The sequence below is a fragment of the Thioalkalivibrio sp. ALE28 genome, assembly GCF_000377425.1.
GTDB lineage: Bacteria > Pseudomonadota > Gammaproteobacteria > Ectothiorhodospirales > Ectothiorhodospiraceae > Thioalkalivibrio.
In genome coordinates this window covers 15,367-31,400 of record NZ_KB898093.1, presented here as the reverse complement: position 1 = coordinate 31,400, position 16,034 = coordinate 15,367, and the positions used below count along the sequence as shown (strand labels likewise).

General features: G+C 68.9%; 14 protein-coding genes. 4 read left to right on the top strand and 10 right to left on the bottom strand.

Annotated elements, in window-relative coordinates:
• Positions 1–165: 165 nt before the first annotated feature.
• From purM to D105_RS0100125, 4 genes are read left to right on the top strand one after another with little or no spacing between them, the layout of a single operon-like run.
• Positions 166–1,224 carry a phosphoribosylformylglycinamidine cyclo-ligase gene (gene purM / locus D105_RS0100140; RefSeq protein WP_018877143.1) on the top strand — a complete coding sequence of 353 codons (1,059 nt, stop codon included), beginning with the start codon at positions 166–168 and terminating at the stop codon, positions 1,222–1,224.
• Complete coding sequence (gene purN, locus D105_RS0100135; protein ID WP_018877142.1) at positions 1,221–1,928, top strand: phosphoribosylglycinamide formyltransferase; 708 nt, start codon at positions 1,221–1,223, stop codon at positions 1,926–1,928. The genes purM and purN overlap by 4 nt, the downstream gene beginning before the upstream one ends.
• Before the next feature lie 31 nt (positions 1,929–1,959).
• Positions 1,960–2,706, top strand: a complete 747-nt coding sequence (locus D105_RS0100130) for a DUF3108 domain-containing protein (RefSeq protein ID WP_026280375.1) — start codon at positions 1,960–1,962, stop codon at positions 2,704–2,706.
• Between the two features lie 5 nt (positions 2,707–2,711).
• On the top strand, positions 2,712–4,118 hold the full coding sequence (locus tag D105_RS0100125; RefSeq protein WP_018877140.1) for an NAD(P)/FAD-dependent oxidoreductase: 1,407 nt from the start codon (positions 2,712–2,714) through the stop codon (positions 4,116–4,118).
• 65 nt (positions 4,119–4,183) lie between these two features.
• Here D105_RS0100125 and D105_RS0100120 read toward each other — a convergent pair whose 3' ends face one another.
• The 10 genes from D105_RS0100120 to D105_RS0100075 all read right to left on the bottom strand — a co-directional run bounded on the left by D105_RS0100120 (position 4,184) and on the right by D105_RS0100075 (position 15,994).
• Positions 4,184–5,167, bottom strand: a complete 984-nt coding sequence (locus D105_RS0100120; RefSeq protein ID WP_018867468.1) for a GGDEF domain-containing protein — start codon at positions 5,165–5,167, stop codon at positions 4,184–4,186.
• Positions 5,168–5,214: 47 nt separating this feature from the next.
• The gene (locus D105_RS0100115) at positions 5,215–5,679 is read right to left on the bottom strand and encodes a DsrE family protein (protein ID WP_018877139.1); all 465 of its coding nucleotides are present in this window, start codon (positions 5,677–5,679) and stop codon (positions 5,215–5,217) included.
• A 44-nt stretch (positions 5,680–5,723) separates the two neighbouring features.
• Complete coding sequence (locus D105_RS0100110; RefSeq protein WP_018877138.1) at positions 5,724–8,084, bottom strand: bifunctional diguanylate cyclase/phosphodiesterase; 2,361 nt, start codon at positions 8,082–8,084, stop codon at positions 5,724–5,726.
• A 67-nt stretch (positions 8,085–8,151) separates the two neighbouring features.
• The gene (locus D105_RS0100105) at positions 8,152–8,580 is read right to left on the bottom strand and encodes a rhodanese-like domain-containing protein (protein WP_018877137.1); all 429 of its coding nucleotides are present in this window, start codon (positions 8,578–8,580) and stop codon (positions 8,152–8,154) included.
• Between the two features lie 232 nt (positions 8,581–8,812).
• Entirely contained in the window at positions 8,813–9,016 is a 204-nt protein-coding gene (locus D105_RS0100100) for a cold-shock protein (protein WP_018140642.1), read from the bottom strand.
• A 367-nt stretch (positions 9,017–9,383) separates the two neighbouring features.
• A complete protein-coding gene (locus D105_RS0100095) occupies positions 9,384–11,300 on the bottom strand; it encodes a M48 family metalloprotease (protein ID WP_018867472.1) in 1,917 nt (638 codons plus the stop codon).
• A gap of 474 nt (positions 11,301–11,774) precedes the next feature.
• Positions 11,775–13,163 (bottom strand): metalloprotease PmbA, encoded by a 1,389-nt coding sequence (gene pmbA, locus D105_RS0100090; protein ID WP_026280355.1) that lies wholly within the window; start codon positions 13,161–13,163, stop codon positions 11,775–11,777.
• A gap of 108 nt (positions 13,164–13,271) precedes the next feature.
• Positions 13,272–13,535, bottom strand: coding sequence for a hypothetical protein (locus D105_RS0100085; protein WP_018867474.1), 264 nt, complete (start codon positions 13,533–13,535; stop codon positions 13,272–13,274).
• A gap of 51 nt (positions 13,536–13,586) precedes the next feature.
• On the bottom strand, positions 13,587–15,029 hold the full coding sequence (gene tldD / locus D105_RS0100080; protein WP_018867475.1) for a metalloprotease TldD: 1,443 nt from the start codon (positions 15,027–15,029) through the stop codon (positions 13,587–13,589).
• 134 nt (positions 15,030–15,163) lie between these two features.
• Complete coding sequence (locus tag D105_RS0100075) at positions 15,164–15,994, bottom strand: carbon-nitrogen hydrolase family protein (protein WP_018867476.1); 831 nt, start codon at positions 15,992–15,994, stop codon at positions 15,164–15,166.
• Positions 15,995–16,034: the final 40 nt, after the last annotated feature.

Genomic DNA, 16,034 nt, shown 5'->3' with positions numbered 1-16,034 from the left:
ATCGCCGGAGAAGGCTCGCCAGCGCCGCCCGTTCGCACCCGCCTTCGTCGCCGCGAAACGCTTCCCGGCTTTGCACCCCCGCACCCGGCTCGCTACCATGCCGGGTTCTGCGAGACCGCCGCAGCGCGCGGCCTCCACCCGCGCTCATTCAACATCGGGGAACCCATGTCCGAATCCCGTTCAGGCCTGACCTACCGCGAGGCCGGTGTCGACATCGAAGCCGGCGCCGAGCTGGTCGAACGTATCAAGCCGCATGCGGCGCGCACCCGACGCCCCGGCGTGATGGCCGGCCTGGGTGGCTTCGGGGCCCTGTTCGAACTGCCGATGGATCGCTACCGGCAGCCGGTCCTGGTATCCGGCACGGACGGCGTCGGTACCAAGCTGCGCCTGGCGCAGGAGACCGGCCGGCATGACCGCATCGGCATCGACCTGGTCGCGATGTGCGTCAACGACATCGTCGTCCAGGGGGCCGAACCGCTGTTCTTCCTTGACTACTACGCCACCGGCCACCTGGATGTGGACATCGCGGCGGACGTGGTGACCGGCATCGCCGAGGGCTGCGAACAGGCGGGCTGCGCCCTGATCGGTGGCGAGACTGCCGAGATGCCCGGGATGTACCAGGGCGAGGACTACGACGTGGCCGGCTTCGCTGTCGGCATCGCCGAGAAGGACGCCCTGATCGACGGCAGCCGGGTCGCCGCCGGGGATGTCGTCCTCGGCCTGGAGGCCAGCGGCCCCCATTCCAATGGCTACTCCCTGATCCGGCGCGTGCTGGAGCATGCCGGCACGCGCCTCGACGCACCGCTGCCGGGCGCCGACGGCATCACGCTGGGCGAGGCCCTGATGGCCCCCACCCGGATCTACGTGCGCCCGTTGCTGGAACTGCTGGAGCAGTTCCCGGTGCACGCCATGGCTCACATCACCGGCGGCGGTCTGACCGAGAACCTCCCGCGCGTGCTGCCCGACACCCTGGGCGCACGCATCGACCCCGACAGCTGGGCGCGGCCGCCGGTGTTCGACTGGCTGCAGCAGGCCGGCGACATCGCCGACGAGGAGATGCTGCGCACCTTCAACTGCGGCATCGGCATGACCGTCATCCTCCCCGAGGACCGGGTTGAGGCCGCCAGCACACAGCTCGCGCGGGCCGGCATCCGCAGCTGGCCGATCGGCGTGATCCGCGAACGCGACGAGTACCAGCCCGGCGTCACCTACGCCGCCGCATGAGCGGACCCATCGGGCAATCGGACACGACTCCGCGGCGCCTGGTCGTCCTGATCTCCGGGCGCGGCAGTAACCTCGGCGCCCTGATCGAGGCCTGCGAACAGGGCCGCATCCCCGCGCGGGTGGTCGGGGTCATCAGCAACCGGCCGGATGCCGGCGGGCTCGCGCTGGCCGAACAGCAAGGCATCCCGCGGCGTGTCCTGAATCATCGCGACTACCCCTCGCGCGAGGCCTTCGACGCCGACCTGGCCACCGCCATCGAGGACTATGCCCCGGATCTGGTCATCCTGGCCGGCTTCATGCGCATCCTGACCCCAGGTTTTGTGGACCGATTCACCGGCCGCATGCTGAACATTCATCCCTCGCTGCTGCCCAAGTATCGCGGCCTGGATACCCACGCCCGCGCCCTGGCCGATGGCGAGACCGAGCACGGCGCCAGCGTCCACTTTGTCACCCCGGAGCTGGACGGCGGACCGGTGATCATGCAGGCACGCGTGCCGGTGGCGCCCGACGATACGCCCGACACCCTGGCCGCCCGCGTGCAACGGGTCGAGCACCGGCTGTACCCCGAGGTCGTCCGGCGCGTGTGTTCAGGCGAAATTCAGTGGTGCGGGCGGATCCTGCAAGACGACGGCAGGCCGCTTGAGGCACCGCTGCAACTCGACGAGGACACCCATGAACGTTCAGGCCCCGACGACCGGCGCTAGCCGCGCGATGACCCGGCGTGCAGTTTTCATGATGCTGGCGCTGGTGCCGGCCCTGCTGCTGGCCCTGCTGGCCACCCCGGCAGCCGCGGACCGCGACCTGCGCCCGATCCCGCCCTACACCGCCAGCTACGAGGCCAGCGCCATGGGCAATACGCTCAAGGCGCGCATCACCCTCAACCACGAGGACGTGCAGACCCGCATGGCGATGGATGCCCATGTCTCCGGCTTCCTGCGCATCCTCGGCCGCTTCGAGCTGAGCCGCGAGGCCCTGATGAACAGCCGCAACGGCGACCTCCAGCTGGTGCAGTCGCGCAGCCAGCAGATCACCCCGCGCCGCGAGCGCAAGGTCGAGACGCGTTTCGACTGGGAGAGCAACCGCGCGATCGGCACCATCAATAGCGAGCGCTTCGATCTCGAGGTCCCGGAACAGACCCTGGACTTCCTCGGCTCGCTGTACCTGATGATGCAGCGCCTGGAGACCGGCGAACTGGCCGCCGCGGGGGACCGCGAGACCATCCAGGCGCTGGAACGCGACCGCCTGCGCGAATACGAGTTCGAGGTCGTCGGACGCGAGACCATGGACTCCCCGATCGGCCGCGTGGAGACCATCCGCATCGACCGCCGCAGCAAGGACAGCGACGTCGCGCTGTCCGCCTGGTTTGCGCGCGAGCTGCGCCACGTCCCGGTGCGTTTCGACTACGAGGCCGACGGCCGCGTGTTCGAGCTGAACCTCACGCAGCTGGAATGGCACGACCCGATCATTGACCTGACCGAGTAGACACCATGAGCGAGACCTTTGACCTGGCCATCATCGGCAGTGGCCCCGGGGGCTATCGTGCCGCCGTTCTGGGCGCCCTGCGCGGACTGAGCGTCGTCATCATCGAGAAGGGCGACTGGGGTGGCTGCTGCCTCAACCGCGGCTGCGTACCCAAGAAGGACTGGTACCACACCGCCCGCACCGTCGCCGCGCAGCGCCACTTCGAGGGCCGCGGCATCAGCGGCAGCCTCACGGCCGACATGGATCGCGCCTGGGACCACCAGAAGGACGTGGTCACCGAGGTGCGCAACTCCTACCTCGGCTACATGAAGCACCTGAAGATCCAGTACCGCCACGGCACTGCGAGCTTCCGCGACGCCGAGACCCTGGAGGTCGTCACCGATGACGGTACCGAGACCGTCAGCGCCCGCCACACCATCATCGCCACCGGCGCCACTGCCGCCGTTCCGGCCCCGTTCACGGCCGAACCCGGGCGCGTACTGACCACCGACATGCTGTTCGACGACAAACCGCCGGCGGGCGCGCGCGTCGCGATCATCGGCTCCGGCGTTGTCGCCACCGAGTTCGCCTGGATCTTCCATCATCTCGGCAAGCAGGTGACCTGGCTGTCGCGCTCCAAGCCACTGTCCACCCAGAAGTTCAGCCCGCAGGCACTGAGCACGCTGAAGGAACAGCTGGCCGCGGACGGCATCGAGCCGGTGCGGGTCAAGGGCTACGAAAGCGTCGAGACCTCGGATGACGGCGTCACCATCACCGACAGCGAAGGCAACAGCTTCGAGGTCGACTGGGTCCTGCTCGGAACCGGACGCACCCCGCATACCGAGGGCCTGAACCTCGACGCAATCGGGGTGAAGACCGACGCCCGCGGCTTCGTGAAGCGCCGCCCCACCCTGCAGACCGATGTCGACAACATCTACGCCATCGGCGATGTCGCCAGCGAATGGCAGACCGCCAACCACGCCCTGGCGGACGCCACCATCGCGGTGGAGAACATCCAGAACGGCAATACCCGCGAACAGGACGAGCGCTTCGTGCCAATCGCGATCTACTCCGCGGTGGAGATGGCGCGTCTCGGCATGGACGAGGATGACGCCGAGGACGAGGAACTGGAACCGGCGGTCGGCTTCGCCGCCTTCGAGACCTCCCCGCGCGCGCTGGGCCAGGACGAGCCGGAGGGCTTCGTGCGCCTGATCGGCGACATGGACACCGGCGCCCTGCTGGGCGGCGAGGTCATCGGCAGTGATGCCGGCGAGCTGATCCACATCCTGTCTCTGGCCCCCGACCGCGACACCGCGCTGGCCTGGATCGCCCAGGGCCAGTGGAACCACCCGGCCCGCGCCGAGGAGTTCCTCAACGCCACCGAGACCTTGGCCTCCAAGTGGAACCTCAAGTCCGAGATCTTCGGCCTCTGAACCACCGGCCCGTGTGCGGCCGGCAGGACCGCCGCCGCGGGTGATCCGGGGGGCCGGGCCGGGCTCTACTTTGCCTTGCGGGCGCGCTTGGCCGCGAGGACCTCGGCGTCGGCGCGTTGTACGAGCATCTCGAGCTGCGTATCGGCGGCCTCGAAACCGGCGACCCCAAGGCTCAGGGCCACACCCGCGTCCTCCTGCACCTGAGTACGCAGGCGCTCGCCCATCTGGCGCGCGGCCGCGAGGGGCGTATCGGGGAGGAGCAGCACGAACTCATCCCCGCCATAGCGGGCAAACAGGTCATTCGCGCGCAGGGTCGTCTGCACGCTCGCCGCTACCTTTCTCAACACGGCGTCGCCCGCCGCGTGACCGTCCTGGTCGTTGATGCTCTTGAAGCCGTCGAGGTCGAACATGAGCAGGGACAAGGCGCCACCATGCCGTCGCGCGCGTTCCATCTCGCGCTCGGCCCCCGCCTGGAAATGCCGGCGGTTGCCCACCCCCGTAAGGGTATCGCTCGAGGCGAGCGCCTCCAGTTGCCGGTTCGCCTCCTGGAGCTGCTGGTTCACCGCGTTCAGGGCCCGTGTGCGCTCGTCGACCACGGCCTCGAGGTCGCGGTTGTAGCGCTCCAGGCTCGCGCGCGCCAGCCGCAGCTCGGTGACATTCTGGGAGACCCCGAACAGGTGCGTGATGGTCCCGTTCGGGTCGTGTACGGGCACCAGCAGGGTCAGCCAGTGCCCCTCGCGTTCCTGGCCACGGGCATCGTGAAAGGTTGCGTGTTCCTCGTAGCGCAGAGGGGCATCCTGGCGCAGACACTCGCGGTAGTGCGCCACCACCTCCTCCGCGACCGACCAGGGCAGGAAGTCGTGCAGGCGCTTGCCGCTGCAGTCCTGCCCAAACAGTTCCGTCATCTTCGGGTTGGCCGCCTCGACCAGGAAGTCCGGCCCCTCGACCCGGATCAGGAACATGTTCTCCGGGAAGTGCTCCCAGATCTCCACCAGCAGGCCCGCCTGCTCGATGGCTTCCAGAAATCCCGGTTGCTGGCGGTCCGTCATGCGTTCGATCCCTCTGGGTCCGGGTTGCGTGCCCGGCAGCCCCGGGCTCAGCGCATGTAACCGTAGCCGTCCTGTTGCTGCAAGCGCACGATCTCGGCATCGGCCATCGGGACCACGCTGGCGAAGCCGTGGAAGTCCTCCGGTCCATAGCCACGGCGGGCGGCGCCGGCCTGGCAGATTCGGTACTCGATGACGCCATTCAGCGTGAGCCCGCGGGCGCGGGTCATCAGGGTTTCATGTTCGGCAAAGTGTTCACGCGCGAACAGGTCCAGTGCGTCCCCGTGGATGACCAGCACGATGTGACTGTCGAACGGATCGTCACCCGTCATGCGGCTCAGGTAGGCGGCGTGATCCAGCACGTCCTCCAGGGCCTCCGGGGTACCGGCCGTCACATCATAGACGGCCTTCAGGCCCGCATAGTCCTGCTCCACCGGCGCGGCGCTTCCCCAGGGTGCCGGGGTCTCCTCCGCGTGAACCAGGGCGACCGGAACGGCCAGGAGCCCAATCCACAATCCGGCAAGCACCCGCGACCGCCACCTGCCCTGCCGTATCCGAATCATTCCTGCTCTCCTTGGGTATCAATCGTCCCGTGATCGGCGGCGTCCGTTCCGGCCGCAACCAGTGCCTCGAAATCGGCCACCGGCATCGCGTGGTGGTACAGATAGCCCTGGAAACGATGGCAGCCGTGGCGCACCAGGAAGTCCCGCTGGGCCTCGTTCTCGACCCCCTCCGCGATCAGGCTGAGCCCCATGTTGTGGGCAATGGCGGCGATGGTCGCGACGATATTGGCGTCATCGGCGTCGTGTTCGATGTCCTGGACAAAGGAACGGTCGATCTTCAGCACGTCCTGCGGCAGGCGCTTGAGGTAGCCAAGGGACGAGTAGCCGGTCCCGAAGTCGTCCAGCGCCAGGGCGACGCCCCGGGCCCGCAGGGCCTCCAGGTTGGCAATCAGGGGCTGCGAGGCATCCGCCATCACGCTCTCGGTAACCTCGATATGCAGCCGCTGCGCGGCGGCCCCGGTCTCGTCCAGGATGGTGGTCACCTCCTCCATGAGCCGGGGCTGGCGCAAATGATGCGGGGACAGGTTCACCGAGATCGGCAGCCTGTCCAGAACCGGGCGCCCCTGCCAGGCCCGCAGGGTGTGGCAGGCCTGCTGCAGCGCCAGGCGCCCAACCTCGAGGATCTGGCCGGTGTGTTCGGCCACGGGGATGAATTCACCGGGCGAGATCCAGCTGCCATCGGGCTGCGGCCAGCGCATCAGGGCCTCCGCCCCGAGGATCCGCCCCTCCGGGTCGACCTGGGGCTGCAGGTGGATCACCAGTTCCTCGCCCTGCAGGGCCCGGCGCAGCTTGCGCTCGAGTTCCGCCTCGCGCAGCAGCGTGCGCTGCATGGCGGGATCATAGAAGCGCACCCCGTTGCGCCCCTGCTGCTTGGCCTGGTACATCGCGAAATCGGCCTGCTTGAGCAGCTCCTCCGGGGTGTCAAAGCCACGCGGGAACAGCGTGATGCCGATGCTCCCGGACATCACGTGCTCGATATCGTCGATGCGAACCGGCTCGCGCATGGCCTTCAGCAACTCGCCCGCGATGCGCTGGGCGTCCGCGCCGGCCTGCGAGCGATCCGGGCTCAGTTCCTCCAGAAGGGCCACGAATTCGTCCCCGCCCAGACGGGCCACGATATCCTGATCGCGCAGGCGCGCGGTAAACCGCTGCGCGAGGGCCTGCAGCAGGCGGTCGCCGGCGGAATGGCCGCAGGTGTCGTTGAGCGTCTTGAAGTTGTCCAGGTCGATCAGCAGCAGTGCCGCGTGGCGCCGGGTGCGATTGACCGTGTGGATGGCGTGCTCCAGGTGCTCCAGCAGCAGCCGCCGGTTCGGCAGGTCGGTGAGGGCATCACGAAAGGCCAGCCGGGCATTCTCTTCCTCGATCTCCACGATATGCCCCAGGCGGCCGGCCATGGTCCGGGTCACCTCCTGCAGGCGGGCGATCTCGGCCACGCGCGAGTCGGCTTGCAGATCAGTCTCGAAGTCCCCGTGACCGATCCGGTCCAGCGTATCCATGGCCCGCCGCATCGGGCGCAGGGTGCGCCCCAGCCACAGGTACAGCCCGCCGGCAATCAGCACGAGCATCCCGAAGGCGGCGACGTAGGTCGTGGCATTGATCAGGTTCTGGGTCGCCACCGATTCGGTCAGATCCCGCGCCAGGACCACCGTGGCCGTCGCCTCTTCGCCACCAAACGGGACCAGCGGCAGGTAGACCAGCTGGGAATGCCGGCCATCTGCGTCAACGCGGCTGGCCGCCGCCTGCTGGTGCAGTCGCTCGCCCGGCGCGAGCGCCATCAAGAACGGCGCGGTCAGCGCCAGCGGCCCGCGCTCATCCAGCAGCGCGGCGCGCCCCCCGATGGCTTCGGCCATGGACTCGAGCGCGGAGGTCGACAGGTCGCGCAACTGCACGACTGCACCGATCGGATTGCCCCCCCGATACACCGGGATCGCCAGCCCGGCATAGACCCGCTCCCCGGGTACATGATGCAGCCCCTCGTGGAAGCGCCCGTCCTCCAGCGCCGCGCGCGCCAGCGGGACGCGTTCGCCGTGGTTGTCCGCGGAGTCGTAGCGCACGCCCCCCTGGGCATCGACGACCACGATCCGGTCCGCGATACCCCCGGCGCGCAGCCGGTTGTACAGGGGGTCGGCATAGGTCCGGATGCCGGCATCGTCGCGCAGCGCGCCGATCAGCGCCTCGTTGCGGGTCACGGCCGTCGCCTCGGCGCGCATCCGCTGCCATTCGTTCGCCAGCGTCTGGCGCCAGGCGGCCGACTGGCCCTCCACGCCCAGCCGGTCCAGGCGCTGCTCGGCCTGACCCACGGCGAGATGAGTGCCGGTGGCCAGCGTCACGCCCAGCACCAGGAGCCCGGCGAACATGACCCCGGCCAGGATCGTCTGGAGCCGGATTCGCCGCCCGGTGGGTGCGCCTGCAGACACCACGCGATTATTCAAACGGATAGCCCGAACGGATCCACTCCGGGAAGCCGCCGGGGAAGTAGTAGAGGTTCGTAAAGCCCCATTCCAGGGCGCGGCGGGTGGCCGCCTCGGTACGCCAGCAGTCCCGCTCGTTGCAGTACATCACCACCGGTGCGTCGACATCGCCGATGAACTCCAGCAGGTTCTCGCGGGTGAAGCGATTCCGCTCGTCGTCCCGGTCGCGCATGATGGTCAGATTGCGCGCCTCGGACACCCGCCCCGCCTCGTAGTCCGCACGCAACCGGGTGTCGACAAACGGCACCCCCGCGCGGAACAGCGCCCAGGCCTCGGCGGCCTCGATGGTCTGACTCCCCGGGATCATCTCCGGCGCGCGGTAGGGCCCCTGGGCCGCCGCCTGCTGCGCGAATAACAGCAGGCACAGGACCACCAGCCCCACCCGGACGAGCGATCCGCGGCGGGGCCGGAAAAGGGCCTGGTGAAATACAGCATTCATGCGCGAACGGTAGCACGGTCCGCGCCCCGAACCACACGAAAATGCGGCCGTTTCGGGGCAGATCCGTGCAGGCACGGCCCGCATCAGCCCTCCCCCGCGCACCCGGCTCCACACGAAAAAGCCCCGCACAAGGCGGGGCTCTTCAACAACCTGGCGCTTGCGCGCCGGGGTTGTCTTACTGCGCTTCGACGTTCGCGGCAGCCGGACCCTTCTGGCCCTGCTCGACGTCGAACGAGACGCTCTGGCCTTCGGCCAGGGACTTGAAGCCACTACCCTGGATGGCGCTGTGATGGACGAACACGTCCTTGGAGCCATCGGTCGGGGTAATAAAGCCAAAGCCTTTTTCGTCGGAGAACCACTTCACTGTACCTGTAGCCATTTCGGTTACCTCTGTTTTGTACGTACTGGATTGGGATTTCGAGGGGGGAGAGACTGGAGGGCAACCGAACGACGGTGAAGATTGATCGTGATTCTCTGCGGCCCCAACCGGGACCGGAACTGCGAATCTGAACGCCCCTTGCGGGGTGTCGCCTGGTGCTGCATGGAGCCTGTTACCGTTACCTCGCGGCCATTGTCCGCCCAAACCGCGGTGCATTGATAGTGTTTTTTCGGGTTTTCTCGGGTGCCGGCCCGAAACCCCTTTGGGATCCGTGACTTGCCAGCGAATTTATTTTTCGGTTCGCACACGGGCCAGACCGTCCCCGCGGCAACCGAGCGCAAAACCCGCGATTCTGCCCGCATCGCGTTCAGACGCCGCCCTCGCCGGTCGGCTGGGATCCAGCCCAGTCGTCCACGGCCAGCGGCAACGGGACATGTAGCGCGGCCGCCATCACCCGCATCAGTTCGACCTCGGCGGTCACCACCTGCCCGCCATGGCTCGCGGTGGTGACCATGGCCTGGATCAGCTGGTCCTTGTCGCGCATGCGCAGGCCATCCAGTTGCTCCAGCACACGGTCCAGCACACTGGCCCAGGCGCGGGCGCCGGAGGGACCGGTCAGGGCCTCTGGAAGCTCGACTGTCAGCGGCAGGGCGCCGGTCAGGACACCCACGCCGGCCGTCAGCGCCGCGCGCGCCGCGGCCGGATCGGCCGCGTGACCGTGATGGGCAAGCACCGCCAGCAGGAAATGCGCACCCTCCTGGTGGTCCTCCAGGGCAGCGTGGCGCGGCCGGGACGCGGCGGCCGGGTCCTGAATGTCCCCGAGCTGCCGGTCAAGAAGACGCCCCAGCGCGTATTCGAAGACCGCCACTCGCCCGTCGGCATGGATCAGGCGATCGACCAGGGACCGCAGGCGTGCCCTGTCGTCCGCGTCCAGGCGCCGCAGGGCCGGGAATCCGAGCTCCAGCAAGGGCAGGCGCAGATCGTCCCGCAGCTCGGGTTCCGCTGTCTGCAGGCGACGCACGGCCTCCTGGAGGTCGCCGCCCAGCGCCTCGCCGATCACCGCCAGCTGCCGTTCGCGTACCTCCGGGTCCGGGTTCAGGAGCAGATACAGCACCACCTCGATCGCCCGCGCCTCCGAGCGCGCGGCCCAGGCCAGCGGCCCCGGGATGGCGGCCAGCAGCATCCCCGCCCCCAGGATGTGGGTCAGGGCCGGATGGCCACCCAGGGCGTCCTCCACGGCCTCCGCCCCGGGCAGACGCCCCTCGCGCTCGCGCTGCATGCCATCCACCGCGCGCTCGCGCGCCCGTTCGCGCACGCGGGCATTGAGCCGCTCGCGCAGGCCCTTGAGCTCCTCCGGATCGAATTGCGGCTGCAGGATGCGTACGCGCTCCAGCAGCGGCGGATGGGTCTCGAAGAGCTGCCCGATCGCGTCGCTGGCAAACAGCATATGGGTGATCTCCTCGGTATTGCCGTTGAGACCGGCATAGCGCGCCGCCACCTTCTTCAGGGCGCCGGCCAGGCCGTCCGGCTCGCGGGTAAACTGCACCGCGTGGGCATCCGCCAGGTATTCGCGCTGGCGCGAGATGCCCGCGCGGATCCAGCGCGCCAGCGCCAACCCCGCATAGCCGACCACGATCAGCGTGACACTGAGCACCCCGACCCCGGTATCCGCGACATCCCCCTTGTGGCGGCGGCGCCGGCGTGCCAGCCCGCCCTGGCCCAGCAGCGCCAGGACCTCGATGCCGTAGAGGATGCCGATCAGGCGCATGTTGAGGCGCATGTCGCCATTGAGGATATGTCCGAACTCGTGCGCGACCACCCCCTTCAGCTCGGCCCGCTCCAGGCTGTCCAGGGCGCCGCGGGTGACCGCGATCACCGCGTCATTCGGGGCAAACCCGGCCGCGAAGGCGTTGATGCCCAGGTCCTGTTCCAGCACGTAGACCTCGGGCACCGGCATCCCGGAGGCAATCGCCATCTCCTCGACCACGTTGCGCAGCCGCTGCCACTGGGGGTCGGCGGGGTTGCCCGCGATGCGCACGCCGCCCATCTCCTGCGCGATCAGGCCGCCACCCCCGGCCCGCAGCTGCCAGGCCCGGTACAGGCTCGCGAGCACGATCAGCCCCGCCGTGATCCCCATGGTCCAGGCGATCGCCGCACCGCTGCCGCCCAGGAGCCAGACCGCAATGCCCAGCACTCCGACAACCGCCAGCACCGCCAGGGCGAACAGAACCAGCAACCAGCGGGTCCTGCGCTGCACCTGGTCCTGCTGTTCGAAAAAGTTCATGGCTGTCCCTCGCCCGCGCTAGGGAGACACTGATTTAATCGCACGTCCGCGCTCGAGTCGCTTTTGCGTGCGAACAAGGCGCGGTGACTGCCGTGCAGTCATTCTGCACAAGGGAGCCGCAACGCCGTGCGCGCGCCCGTTTTCGATCAACAACGGGCGGCCGAGCCCCTGCTTTCGATGAGTTGTGGGGTTGGTGCCCCCTGTTCCCCGATCCTGCGTTGCGCCCCAATCCATCAAAAAGGGGCGGGTAGAACCACTACCCGCTGCACGACGCGCCTTGTCTCGGAGCGCTTTGTTTCGAAAAACTGGGGGGCACCAACGCGGACGTGCGATTCAATCAGCGTCTCCCTAGGCCGCCGCCTCGCGGGATCGGGCGGTCACGGCCATGCAGCCACACGACGAGCGTAGCAGCGTGGAGGGTACCGGGGAATGCGCGGCGCACGCCCACTGCCGGGCGCGCGCCGCGAGGGCGGCTCAGTCGCCGGCGACGGTCATCGACTCGATCAGGATGGAGCCGGTGTGGATGTTGCCGCGGCGGTCGACGTCGGTGCCCACGGCCGCCATGCGCCGGAACATGTCCTTCAGGTTGCCGGCGATGGTGATCTCCTCCACCGGGTACTGCAGCTCGCCGTTCTCGACCCAGAACCCGGCAGCCCCGCGGGAGTAGTCGCCGGTCACCATGTTCACGCCCTGCCCGATCAGCTCGGTCACCAGGAAGCCGGTACCCATCTCGGACAGCAGGGCGTCAAAGTCCTTGTCCCCCGGGGCCACGGTCACATTGCGCGCGCCACCGGCGTTGCCGGTGGTCTCCAGCCCCAGCCGACGCGCGGCGTAGCTGTCCAGGGTATAGCTCTGCAGGACGCCATCGGCGATCAGCGGCCGGTTGCGGGTGCGCACCCCCTCGCCGTCGAAGGGTGCGCTGCCCAGCGCGCGCGGGGTCAGCGGGCGTTCCTCGATCTGCATCCAGGCGGGGAACACGGTCTCGCCCACGGCATTCAACAGGAACGAACTTTCGCGGTACTGGGCCGGCCCGGAGATCGCGCGGGTGAAGCTGCCGATCAGGGTACGCGCCATCTCCGGCGCGAACAGCACCGGGCAGGTGCGGGTGGAGAGCTTGCGCCCGCCCAGCCGGCGCACGGTGCGCTCGGCCGCCTCGCGCCCGATCGCCTCGGCGGCGGTCAGGTCGCCCGCGTGGCGGGCCACGGTGTAGGCATAGTCGCGCTGCATGCCGGCCGCGTCGCGCGCCACCAAGGCGCAGGACAGCGAGTGCCGGGTGCTGCGATAGCCCCCCATGAAGCCCTGGCTGTCGCCGAGAAAGGCCATGGCGCGCCGCGTACTGACGCTGGCGCCCTCGGAGTTCTCGATCCGGTCGTCGGCCGCGAAGCCCGCGGCCTCGATCGCGCGGGCCAGTTCGGTCGCCTCAGTGGCGCTGCAGCCCCAGGGGTGGTCAAGGTCGAGGTCCTCCCAGTCGCTCGCCTTGAACGCGGGGTCCGGCATCCCGGCATACGGATCCGGCTCGGTGTAGCGGGCGATGCGGCAGGCGGCCTCGACGGTGTCGATCAGGGCCTGGTCGCTGAAGTCCGTGGTGGAGGCCGCCCCCTTGGACTGGCCGAAGTAGACGATCAGCGACAGGCTCTGGTCGCGCTCGTGCTCCAGGCTCTCGATCTCCCCCTTGCGCACACCCAGCTCCAGCCCGACGCTGTGGCTAACCACCGCCTGGGCGTCCGAGGCCCCGCGCTCGCGCGCGGCCTCCAGCGTGCGCTGGACCCGTGCCTGGAGGGATTCCGGCGAATGGGACAGGGCCTGGACCTCGCCGTCCTGGGACAGGGATTCCGGGCTCACGCGTTCGGGAGATGTACTCATGCAGGGTTCCGCTATAAAGGGACGAGTCGGGGATATCCGTCAGGGATACAGAAACAGGGAAACGGCCCCGGGCCATTCAACCCGGGACCGCGAGCGGTGCCGGGCGATCTAGTCCACCCGGGCGCCGTGCTTGTGGACCGCGCCGGCGTTACCCCAGCGCTCAAGGTCGTCGACATGCACGCCGACCCAGTACAGCATGCCGACGCTGTCGCGGGTCCAGCCGCCGACCAGGTCCTGGCCCTCGCCCAGCTCGACGTGGTGGGCAAACTGCTCGGCCTTGTCGCGCGCGCGGAACACATGCCACTGCACGATCTGGTCGTGGCCATGCCCTTCCGGCAGGGAACGTTCCTGTTCGAGGAAATCGAGATTCATCTGTTGCCTCCTTGTCGCCGTTTCGACGCCGATTCTCCGGTCCCGCAGCGCTCACGCCGCCTGGGTACCGCCCACGGTCATGCCATCGATCCGCAGCGTGGGCTGACCCACGCCAACCGGCACGCCCTGGCCCTCCTTGCCGCAGGTCCCGATACCGGAATCGAGCTTCATGTCGTTGCCGATCATCGATACCCGCGTCAGCACATCCGGGCCATTCCCGATCAGGGTCGCACCCTTGACCGGGTACGTCACCTTGCCCTTCTCCACCCGATAGGCCTCGGAGGCGGAGAACACGAACTTGCCGGAGGTGATGTCCACCTGGCCGCCGCCGAAATTGACTGCGTACAGGCCGTCGTCCACCGAGGCCAGGATCTCCTCCGGGTCGGCGTCGCCGCCGAGCATGTAGGTATTGGTCATGCGCGGCATCGGCAGCCGGGCATAGGACTCGCGGCGGCCGTTGCCGGTGGAGCGCGTGCCCATCAGGCGGGCGTTCATCTCGTCCTGCATGTAGCCGCGCAGTACGCCGTCTTCGATGAGCACGGTCTGCTGGGTGGGGTTGCCCTCGTCGTCGACGTTCAGCGAGCCGCGCCGCCCCTCCAGGGTGCCGTCATCGACGATGGTGATGCCCTTCGCCGCGACCTGCTCGCCGACGCGCCCGGAGAACGCCGAGGTGCCCTTGCGGTTGAAGTCGCCCTCCAGCCCGTGGCCGATCGCCTCGTGCAGCAGCACGCCCGGCCAGCCGGGGCCGAGCACCACCTTCATGGTCCCGGCCGGGGCCTCGCGGGCCTCCAGGTTGACCAGCGCCTGGCGCACGGCCTCGCGGGCATAGCCGGCGGCCCGGTCCGACTCGCGGAAGTACTGGTAGCCGAAGCGTCCGCCGCCGCCCGAGGTCCCGGATTCGCGACGCCCTCCCTGTTCGACGATGACCTGCACGTTCAGGCGCACCAGCGGGCGCACGTCGGTCGTCAGCTCGCCGCGGGCGTTGAGCACCAGCACGACCTCGTGCACCCCGGCCAGGGAACACATCACCTGGGTGACGCGCGAATCCTCGGCGCGGGCCACGGCATCCACCTCCTTCAGGAGGTCGATCTTGGTCTGTTCGTCCAGCGAATCCAGCGGGTTGTCGGGGGCGTACAGCGCCGGGCGCGACGGCGACCGCGAGGCCACGGCGATGCGCCCGCTCTGACCGGCGCTCGCGATGCTGCGCGCGGTCTTCGCGGCCTCCAGCATGGCCGGCATCGCGATGTCGTCGGAATAGGCGAACCCGGTCTGCTCGCCACGCACCACGCGGATGCCGACCCCGCGCTCGATATTGAAGCTGGCGGACTTCACGATGCCATCCTCCAGCGACCACCCCTCCTGGCTGGCGAACTGGAAGTAGCAGTCGCCCCCGTCGATGCCGTGACCGAAGGTGGTACCCAGAAGGGTGCTCAGCTCGCTGTCGCCGAGACCGGCGGGGTCGAGCAGGGTCTGTTGCGCAAGACGGTCGATCATGCAGTCCTCTCGGGTTCGGAGATCGGCTGCCCCGCCGCACTTGCAGGCGGGGCAGCACTTGTCGGTTCAGTATGGAGCTTGGGGCACCGCCCGCGCTTTCAAGCGCGCCGGCGTTGCGGGTTTATGTCGCCGGATCAGGTGGTCCCGGGGCACGGCAGGCGGCGATGCTCCACGGCCGGGAAGCTGTTGCGGATGCGCGCGGCCTGGGCCCGGTCCAGATCGGCCAGCAGCACGCCCGGGTTGCGCTGGAGCTGGCCGACGATCCGGCCCCACGGATCCACCAGGGCGCTGTGGCCATAGGTTTCGCGGCCGTTCACATGGAACCCGCCCTGAGCCGCCGACAGCATGTAGCACTGGTTCTCGATGGCGCGCGCCCGCAGCAGCACGTCCCAGTGCGCCTGCCCCGTCTGCGCAGTGAAGGCCGCCGGCAGGGCGACCCATTCCGCCCCCTGATCCAGCAGGGCCCGGAACAGCTCGGGGAAGCGCAGGTCGTAGCAGATCGCCAGGCCCATGCGGCCGGCCGGCGTATCCACGACCACCACCTGGTCGCCGCGCTCGAAGACCTTCGATTCGGTATAGGCCTCGCTGCTGTCCGGCAGGCGCACGTCGAACAGGTGGATCTTGTCGTAGCGCGCCACCTGCTGCCCCTGATCGTCGAACACCAGGCAGGCGGACCGCACCCGGTCGCCGCCCGCGGTCTGCAGCGGGATAGTCCCGCCGACGATCCAAAGCCCGAGGCGCCGAGCCTGCTCGGCGAGAAAGGCCTGCAGCGGACCGGCCCCGTCGGCGACCTCGGCGATGCCGAGGACATCGGTCTCCTGCATGCCCATGAAGGCGAAGTTCTCCGGCAACACCGCCAGGCGCGCGCCCTTGTCGGCCGCCTCCTGCAGCAGTCGCTTGGCCTCCAGGAGGTTCGCCTGGGGCTGGGGTCCGGAGGCCATCTGGATGGCCGCTACCTGAGTCATGTTGCTCCGCTTGTCCGTTGCGAGACCGGTCGGGGCGCCA